The organism is Marinospirillum sp. (genome assembly GCF_014859565.1).
This window is the reverse complement of the sequence record NZ_JACUUA010000141.1, coordinates 1-8,710: the sequence shown is the minus strand read 5'-3', so window position 1 is coordinate 8,710 and position 8,710 is coordinate 1. Positions and strand designations below refer to the sequence as shown.

General features: G+C 48.9%; 7 protein-coding genes. All 7 read right to left on the bottom strand.

Annotated features, from left to right (window positions below; translation table 11 throughout):
* Positions 1 to 113: 113 nt before the first annotated feature.
* The 7 genes from IBX50_RS14440 to IBX50_RS14410 all read right to left on the bottom strand — a co-directional run bounded on the left by IBX50_RS14440 (position 114) and on the right by IBX50_RS14410 (position 8,515).
* On the bottom strand, positions 114 to 389 hold the full coding sequence (locus IBX50_RS14440; protein WP_292256994.1) for a hypothetical protein: 276 nt from the start codon (positions 387 to 389) through the stop codon (positions 114 to 116).
* A 208-nt stretch (positions 390 to 597) separates the two neighbouring features.
* Positions 598 to 2,766 carry a TIGR03986 family CRISPR-associated RAMP protein gene (locus tag IBX50_RS14435; protein ID WP_292256993.1) on the bottom strand — a complete coding sequence of 723 codons (2,169 nt, stop codon included), beginning with the start codon at positions 2,764 to 2,766 and terminating at the stop codon, positions 598 to 600.
* On the bottom strand, positions 2,763 to 3,212 hold the full coding sequence (locus IBX50_RS14430) for a hypothetical protein (RefSeq protein WP_292256992.1): 450 nt from the start codon (positions 3,210 to 3,212) through the stop codon (positions 2,763 to 2,765). Before IBX50_RS14430 ends, IBX50_RS14435 begins: the two co-directional genes overlap by 4 nt.
* A gap of 56 nt (positions 3,213 to 3,268) precedes the next feature.
* Positions 3,269 to 4,684, bottom strand: coding sequence for an RAMP superfamily CRISPR-associated protein (locus IBX50_RS14425; RefSeq protein ID WP_292256991.1), 1,416 nt, complete (start codon positions 4,682 to 4,684; stop codon positions 3,269 to 3,271).
* Positions 4,684 to 6,246 carry an RAMP superfamily CRISPR-associated protein gene (locus IBX50_RS14420; protein ID WP_366930733.1) on the bottom strand — a complete coding sequence of 521 codons (1,563 nt, stop codon included), beginning with the start codon at positions 6,244 to 6,246 and terminating at the stop codon, positions 4,684 to 4,686. Before IBX50_RS14420 ends, IBX50_RS14425 begins: the two co-directional genes overlap by 1 nt.
* The gene (locus tag IBX50_RS14415) at positions 6,243 to 6,935 is read right to left on the bottom strand and encodes an RAMP superfamily CRISPR-associated protein (RefSeq protein ID WP_292256989.1); all 693 of its coding nucleotides are present in this window, start codon (positions 6,933 to 6,935) and stop codon (positions 6,243 to 6,245) included. The genes IBX50_RS14420 and IBX50_RS14415 overlap by 4 nt, the downstream gene beginning before the upstream one ends.
* Positions 6,899 to 8,515, bottom strand: a complete 1,617-nt coding sequence (locus IBX50_RS14410; RefSeq protein WP_292256988.1) for a hypothetical protein — start codon at positions 8,513 to 8,515, stop codon at positions 6,899 to 6,901. Before IBX50_RS14410 ends, IBX50_RS14415 begins: the two co-directional genes overlap by 37 nt.
* Positions 8,516 to 8,710: the final 195 nt, after the last annotated feature.

The window sequence follows — 8,710 nt, the reverse complement described above, 5'->3', positions numbered from 1 at the left end:
ATAGTGCTCCCGTTGCTTGTTGCGATGGTGTTCATTTTAAGAAGAAAATCAGGCGCTGAAAGGATCACAAGTTTGTTAGCCATCCTTGGATTGCATTGGCAGGCGAGGAGCAGTTAAGGTCTTCTGCCATTAAGTACCTTTTGGAAAAACGCCATGACAGCTTGCTCAGACCCCCAGGCTTGACGTACATCATCAGAGTCCAGGATGCGGCAATGCCCTGTCCAGGTGTTTCTCTGCACTCGCCAACCATTGCACTGTGCAATATCATTCCACCAAGTGTTACCACCGAGTGTTGCGGTTTTGATATTAGGGAGCATTCCGAGTCGCTGTATCAGCTCAGGGCATTTGCTTACAAGGTTAAGAGCAAGTGTTAGTGTTTGGGTATCCATGGTGTTCTCCTCAACGTTCAACTCAAGATGTAGTTATTCTGTCTTAAAATGAGTCGATGAACTGGTTCACAAATTTGTGGAACAAAACCACAAAAAAAAGCCCGTTACCAATTAAGGCAGCGGGCTTATAGGGGTCTGAAGCATCAATAATTGTGTATTAGCGCGTACCAGTTCGCGGTGTCGCTATATCGCCCCGGTGAGGTTGGCGTTACTCAAGATAACTCTTCAGCTTTTTGGCAGCTTTTCCAAGTTTGTTGTTTTCCTTTCCTTCACGTTGAGCCAGATTGAATACTTTTTTACCTAGTTGGCCAGCTTTATTCTGAAGCTCCTTTTCCCAGCTGGCGGAAGTGACATAAAGCTGATTGCAGGTTTTGGCCAGCTTGTTTTCCAGTGTGGAAGTGAGTTGTGCTTCTGCTTGAAGGTAGCAATCTTCTAGTTCGGCAAGCTCGCGTTCCTCATCGGACATGTTGGCTTTTTCTGCTTCCCTTACCTCTTTCTGGGCTTGCTGTTCTTTTTTGGCAGTCAACGCCGCTAAGTTTTCCTGTGCCATATGGCTCAGAGTATCGGTATTCAGCTCTATGGGTGAATAAACCAGGTTTGCTTTAGGCCCTGGGTCAGCGAGGCCGCTGCTCGACAATGAAGTCAGCCTAGATTCTTCTTGCTTGGCAGTCATGAACGCCTTGGGCTCAGGGTAATACTCTAGCGCCTGATCTTTGAAATAAGTTGGATCAAGCGAGTTCAAGAGGCTGACTACCTGTGATGATTCTTCCCAAAAGGTCTCAGTGTTTGTGACTTGTTGCCATACTCGATCCATATAGTGTTTGAAGCTAACCCGTGCAGTTTGCATGAGCAACTCATTGCTCATTGAATGCAAATGGCTGGCGTTGGGTTGCAGTCTGGTTGACTGGCACTCAAGGCGAATTTGACCGAAACCGTAAGGTTTCCCCAACCCAAGGCCATGATTCAGGTCTCTTTGGCCAAAATCAATGACCCAAAGCAGCGCCCCCAACTCAACAAGCCTGAGGTTATGGAAGCGAATCTTACCCTGAAAGATGCAATTTTCAGGTAGGGTTTCCATCAGAACCTGAACTTTCTTGTTATCAGCAACTTTTGGCTGCAGCTTAGACAGTTCAGCATGTTCTTTAGCAGGATAGCGCTTCCATCCAGCCAGTTTGGCATCCTTATCCATGAGTGTTTTGTAGTGCCCACGGTCATTGGTTTGATGAATATAGGCTGGATAAAAAGTTGGTTTGGGGCCGCTGAGCACCGTTGGTTCTTCCCAGCGTGTTGAGGCTTCGTGAGTCAATTCAAATAACCCCGGCATCACACGCCCACGCAGATTGTTATGGCCACTTGTTTCCTGTTCATCCAGCCACCCGAAAATCAAGCCCGGCAAGTCTGGGTGGTCAGACTCAAGATGCTCAGGGCGAGTATGGGTAATGGCATCATGTAAACTGTATTCGTAGGGTAGGCGATACATGCGGGACAAGCCCAGAGACTTGACCTCGCCTTGTGCATTCTTATGGAAAAAAACTGGTACACCGTATTTCAGCGCACTGAGTTGCTTGCGCCAATATTTCCATTCCTCGCTTTCTTCGTGTATGCGCATGAAACCACTGACGACGCGATTGCTGACAGTCAGTTTATTTTCCGACTGTGTTTCATAAAAAACAAAATCGCGCTTTTTACTGTGCTTGCTCTGATCAAAAGCTGGACCTGGTTGACCAGTTACCACCACGTACCCCTGTGTTTTGCCCTTGCCAAGGTTGGTGGCCAGTTTTTTACAGTCGTACTTGTAGGTGGTATCGATATCAAAGCTGATATCGCGCAAACCGTTCAGCAGACCATATCGCTCCTTCGCTAATTTATTACGATTCCAATTAGCTTTATCAATCTTGAAGTGATTGATCAGGTCGCCTTGATAGATTCGCGCATAGTTACAAGGCAAGATATTCCAGTGTCCCTGATCAAAACGCAGCCACCCTGTAAATACGGGGCTACGATTCATGGCCTCACTGTAAAAGTTCTTGCCGCGAGAAATATCTCGTACCCCCAGTTGCTGATCTTCAACTTGCCGAAAATGCCCGAAGCAGGCAATTTCCATCACATTTCGCAGCATGCCTTTAATGCTAGTACCTGGAATCGCAAGATGATTATCGGGTGTTCTGTAAAAAAACACCTTGCCAGGATGCTTGTCACTGGGCTTTTCTTGTTTTCCGCCCACACAAAGGCGTGTTTTGGTGGTAATCGAGACGCTCAGCTCACCGCTAACTCCATCTGCAAAAGGGTGATCATGACTAACCAATTTGGCCCAGTCAGGCCTGAAAATGTAGTGGGAAAGAGGAATAAATCGATAGGGCGTCATTAAGTCCGTCATGCCATCTCTCCAGTAAATCCAGTAAATACTGCCGCTTCAAGTTGGGGCGCTTGATCTGACGAAGCCGCTAACCTCCAGAGTCTTTGATACTGCAGGCTGCCTAAATCTGGGTCAGCAGCTTGATGTGACGTTGCTTCCGCCAGATGAGTCGCCTGCTCAGGGGTTGAGGGCTCAACCTGATGTTCGACCCACTGCCAAACTTCTTGTCCTAAATACGTCAGATGCCAGCTGGTGTCACCAGAACATCCTTCACCTTCAAGTGGGTTTTGTACGGTGATAAGTTGCGTAGCTGCGGGTAAGTGCAGTTTTTGAGAGGCTTGCAGAAGCCAGCCGCTGGAGTTGCATTTATTGATTAACTCTTGTTTAACCTGGTCGGCGTTAAGCAACCGACGGATGGAATGAACTGTTACTGGCTCCAATACAGCAGGTTGCCAGCCAAGATCCAAGGTTTCCAGCTCCTGTCTCAAACACTCAAACTGCTGCAGTGTGCTTGCAATGGGGTTCATTGGTTGACTCCCTGTTGTTGATCTAAGGGGTTGGTGAGCCACTGCACGGGTTTGCTGGCTACAAAGACTCCTAAACCTCTTGAACTACCGGCACCCAGCGGAAGCCAGCCTGATTCAAGATCCTTAAGTGTTGCTAAGAGAGCTTGTTTGGATGCCTCCGTTATACGATCAGGCTCTAGCAAGGTAATCTCAAGCTTGATTGGCGTTTTCCATAATACTTCTTCTTCAAACAGCGCACCCTTGATGACGCCACCGGTAAATCGGTCAATTTTGTTATGAATCTGGCGTGCGATCTGGCAGGAGTCAAGATAGATGTCATTGATGATCAGACGACCAGCTTGACCACTGAGGTCACTGGACTCATTGATGTAGCCAAATACTTCTTGTACACCGGGATTATCCAATGCGTTTTCCAGGCTGCTTTCTGCAGTTACCATTACAAACGCACCTGTAATGCGCCGGTAGTGAAAGATGAAACGATGAGCCAGTGCCCCCTTGATGGCAGTTGCAGGAAGAACCGCCTGCCGCTCAGTCAGTATTCCCTGATTATCTAGCCACTCAATACGAACTTCAGATTGAGGTACCAGATCCGGCACCTTACCGTTCGTATCTGGATCACTGAATGCCTGCTCACCGCCGCCAATGCGCCATCCTGCTTCAGCTTGCAACTCTAGCTGCAAACTGGACCAGTTTGGCGAGGCGTCTACAGTTGGTTGATGCTCAATCAACCCCTGACTATTCAGGCGTGAACGAGTAAATTTCTGAAACTCGCTGGCTTCATTCGGGTTTGTCAGGTTCCAGCGCCGGGTAAGCAGGTGGTTCACACGAAACGCACCACTACCGCTACGGGTTCCATGACCTATGCGAAACTCCGGGCTTTTCATCAAGCAAAGGAGCTGATCGAAAGCAGTTTCGGCTGCATCCGTTCCATCACTCCAGTAGCTCAGCAGGGTAGAGTAACGACAACCGGCCGGTATCAGGGTGGTATCAAACTTTGCGGAATCAGCCGCTGCACCCTTTTCATTCAAACGAACACGCTGACGTACCAAGGGTTTGGATTGCAGTAGGGGCGCAAGCAAAGGGTCTTGTTCCAGGTTTGCCTGCAGCCCTTCTTGTGGCAAGTTTTTGCTGTTATGGATAAGCCCGGCACCCACTTGAACCCAGCTAGGACGGCCGCCGGCAGCATCGGCATAACCAAAAAGTTGATTACATGCCTCTGTCCCATGGCGTCGCTCAAAGAGACTACGCAGAACGCCAGCAAGGCTGGTGCCTGGCAGTGCTGGTAGACCATTATGGTCCCGCATTACCAGAACATCGTGAGTAATATCACCACGGCCAGCATGAATGGCGTGAGGTGTCAAAGCTTCCAATTCAATCAGTGCATAGTGCAGCACAGGACGTTCAACGAGCATCAGGTCGTCTCCTTGTCAAATATCTTGTTGCCTTCAATGGCGTTTTGCCATTGTGTGGTTAAGCCGAGCACGGCTAAACGCCCAAGTATTTCTGGTAAAAGTACAGACTTCTGGTGAGCTGATAGCAGATCGGTAACACGTTCATCCAGAGTTTCGCTTGGGCTTAACTCCAGCTGCCATCCAGAACGCGCTCGAATTACAGCATCATCATTACTAATGAGTTTTTGCCACAACACTTCTGGCTCATTGCGATGCTGACTTGCCAGATCTTTAATTCTGCCCCATTGGCTGCGACCGGGTGCTTCGGGAAGCGGTTCCGATGAGGTAATCCCCTGCCAATTACGTGCAGAGTCCAGTGCACTCAGCAACTGCTGGAACAGCACGCGAGCAATTTGATCCGCTTGATTGTCTTCCTGCTGCTCAGTCAAACGCGTACTCAATACCTGAGCGAGAAGGCTATTGGCTGGACGTGGGGTGGCAGAAAAAGCCTTAGCAGTGACAGTTGAGCCAGCATCAGGCTTTTCAAAAACAGGCTGTGCTGTTTGAATCAGCTGAGGATTGACGGCAATACGCCCGAGACCTTGCTCCTGAAAGCGTCCGATACGCTGTAAGCTCTGCAGCTCTTCCGGTGAAGGCACGCTGGGTAGGAGAAAGCGGAGTACACTGCCACGACTGATCACTTGTCGTTCTGGATCATAACAGCGTCTGTGGGCATTATAAGGGCTGTAAGAACGCGTACGAATAAAGCTTTGACCAGCTAACCATTGAGTTCCGTCAGGAAGCCCCATCAACTCTGGCAGAGGTTGGAGGCATGGTTTTCCAAGTGAGTCTGTTAAAGCCAGATCGGCCATGAGCCAAAGCGTCAACTCTTTAGTCGAAGATGGATGCATCCTGGGTTGGATATGCAAATCAGAAACCGGCTGTATCTTAACGCGTCCGTATTGTGCTGAACGAGAGCGACCAAGGCGTAAATGACCAGAAAAATGGCTGATGGCCAGATCAAACAAAGCCTGGTACTCGACTGATGTCTGTGTTTGAAAATAATAGACTTGGCCAGCATCGAGTGACTGGTAGCCAAATAATTGGCCTTCAGCAGCTCGGGCTGTTCTGGAGTCAATTGCTGTTTTCATCCGTTGACTCAGATCGGGCTTGATCCATTCACCACTGGCAGTAATGTAACCCTTTCTCAATTGTTTGGGCTGGCGCCATTTGTCCAGACGCGCATCGGGAAACGCTGGATCAAAGAGTTGCCTTGCTTCCAGTTGTTTTGAGTTAAGCATGACCTCTTGCCCTTTGTAATGATGCAAGCTTAAAGGCATCGGCCAGCTTGGTTGCTGGTTGGATAGAGGGAGGGCATCAGAAAACTGAAATTTCCCAGAGTGGAAAATTATCCAGGCTTGCTCTGGCTCCAAATCGTTATAGCAGCGGCTGGCCAAAGCACCCAGGAAAACAGATCCAGGAAGGTAATCAAGACCTGATTGCCCCCCCAAAGTTGCGGCAGTTGAGCTGAAAACAACATCTTGTTCCAGCGTGACTTGGAATGTCTGAGATAGAAAAGTCATGACAGCTCCTTGTGACGACCATCAAAAATGGATAGCCGAGCCTCACCAAGCCCCCGGGTGCGATGCGCACCCACTGAGTCGATCAATGGCAAAAGAGGTTCCAGCCAGAAGAATGGGTTTTCCAGTTTTAAAAGTGTTTGTTGTTGCAGGCGGTGCTCTGACTCCGTGGCAGTAACAATAAGCTCAAGGTCGGAAAAGAGCGTTACCGGTAAAGAAACCTCGATGCCGCGAAGACTGTTTTTTTTTGCAGTGCCCGTTGCCGTCTCAATCGCAGTTGAAAAGACTTCCTGATATAGAAAGGGTTTAAGTTCAGGGGAGTCATTCAACCATGCGCGCTCTTTTGAGCACAGGATTGCATCATCAACATGCAACATGCCCGGTAGAGTTAAGTGACGTGCCACCTCCTGGTTAGTGCTACCAAAAATTAGTGTTTCCCAATTTTCTGCTACACCATCCGGTAAAGATTGATCATACCAGCCCCATGCCTCTGCCCGGTGAAAGGCATGACGCAGCAAGCCTTTCAGATGCTTGCCCGAGACAAAAGGAAGATAGTCACGATCTTTCTCTGTAAGCGCATCAAGGTGTGTGCCACTCCCGCTTCCGGTGCCAGTATGCCAAAAGTAATTAAATTCCAGTTGTAAGCATTGTAGGCTCATAAGACAGCTTCTCCCTGTGGAGCTTTTTTCCATGGTTGTGTCAGGCTCAGGTAAGTGAGCAGATCGGCGATTACGCTAGTGCCGGCTGAAAGATTGGCAGGCAGTTCAGCATCCATATTCCCTAAAAGCCGTTGATTAGCAGCATCAAAAGCCTTGAGCGCTGGCTGTGTACCTGGATTTCTTGCAGCGAGGGTTCGCCAGCGAGCATAGTCATTACGCGCCCCTGCAGGATCAACGTGCATCAAGGTTGCAAGAGCGCGAAGTCGCTTGTCATTCAGCTTGCCTGGCTGGAAGCAGCATGAAAGTGCTTGAAGATCACTGATTGAAGGCAGCTCTGGGAAGCCCTCGCTGACAGCGTATGCACTGAGACCAAGTTGCAACTCCAGTGAGGAGGATTTAACTTTCATTTCGCGCTCAAACATTTGATCTGCGTCTTCGATAAGGCTTACCTGAATTTTATGGAAGGCCAGGCTCGAAGGAATGAGGCTGAGTTGCTGCTTTTGCTGAACCGCTCGAGATTGTTTTTTGGCACGGTCACACAGGCTTTCGGCAAGGGCATAACACTGTGCAAAAGGCTGGCTGGGCCTCATAAAGGCAATTCCAGCGCATGCAGTCAACTTTTCAGGAAGCTTACCGGATAGTGTGCCGGGTAATTGAAGCGCCAGCTTTTTCAAAAATAACTGGGTTTTTTCTTCAAATGACTGAATAAAGACCTGTGTGAAATCCAGAGCCAAATCGGCACGCACGATAACAGTAAGGTCATCACCGCCCAACACAAGGGGGCGAGCTGGTACCACACCGGCTGTCGTAACTTCTGGAACCAGGACTCTGTCTGTTGCTTCCTGGCAGGCTTCAATTGTTGCCTGTTCCAGACCGTCGGAAAACTGGCGATAAAGCGCAATGAAGCCAGCATCTTCCTTTTGTTTACCTGCTTCATTCACGAGGCGCAAAATCTCCCCCAAACCATTTCCATCTGCATGTACCAAAGCCACCTTGTCACCTTCAGCTAAAGGAAAGCGCAGGTGCTCAGGAGAGTCGGCTTCAAAGTTAATCGGCCACCGGAGATCATGATGACTGCTGAAACGTGTAGCCAGATCCTTGCTTGCATTGGGACGTACAAATTGCCGCTTCACGGAAGTGGCCTCATCAAGGCTTTCACCTCGATCAAGCTCAACACTAACGCGCCCGGTACGAGGGCTGCGAGCTGCTAACGGACTTGCTGCAGGCAGCTGGGGGGTTGGCTGGTTACGTGCTATGCGTAATTGATTAAGTCCGTTTTGAATGGCATCACGGGCACTCTCACCGCTGACAAGGGTATCAACTAACTCAACCCCGGGTAAAAGCTGCGAGACCAATAATGTCCATAGATTCCGGAAGGCAACGGCCTTTTCGGAATCCTTAATTAACAAATAGAAGGAGCCGCCCGCACAACGTGGGCTATGTTCTGGTTTGCTATGATTCTCCAGGCCGCAGGCCTCAAGTGTCAATTGTAAAGGTTCATTGCATAAAAAATCGATCAATTCGCTGCCTTTCACCATGTCTTTGAGTTTGCCGGTTGCAAACAGAAAGGGTTGAATTGAGCGCACCTCAAACAGGTAGGCTGAGACTGCCATAAAAACTCCTTTTAGCATTAGGGTAAGCAAAACTACTTACATGTCTTGAATCGGAAATTCCCCCCAAAGTCTTAAAACTCTGCTTTTTAATGAAATGTCTTGTATTAAGTCTTCTAGCCATGATCGTAAAGGAAACTGTGAACACTTGCACTGCTACTCCTTCAGTTTATTGGCACATTAGCAAGGTAGTAGTCC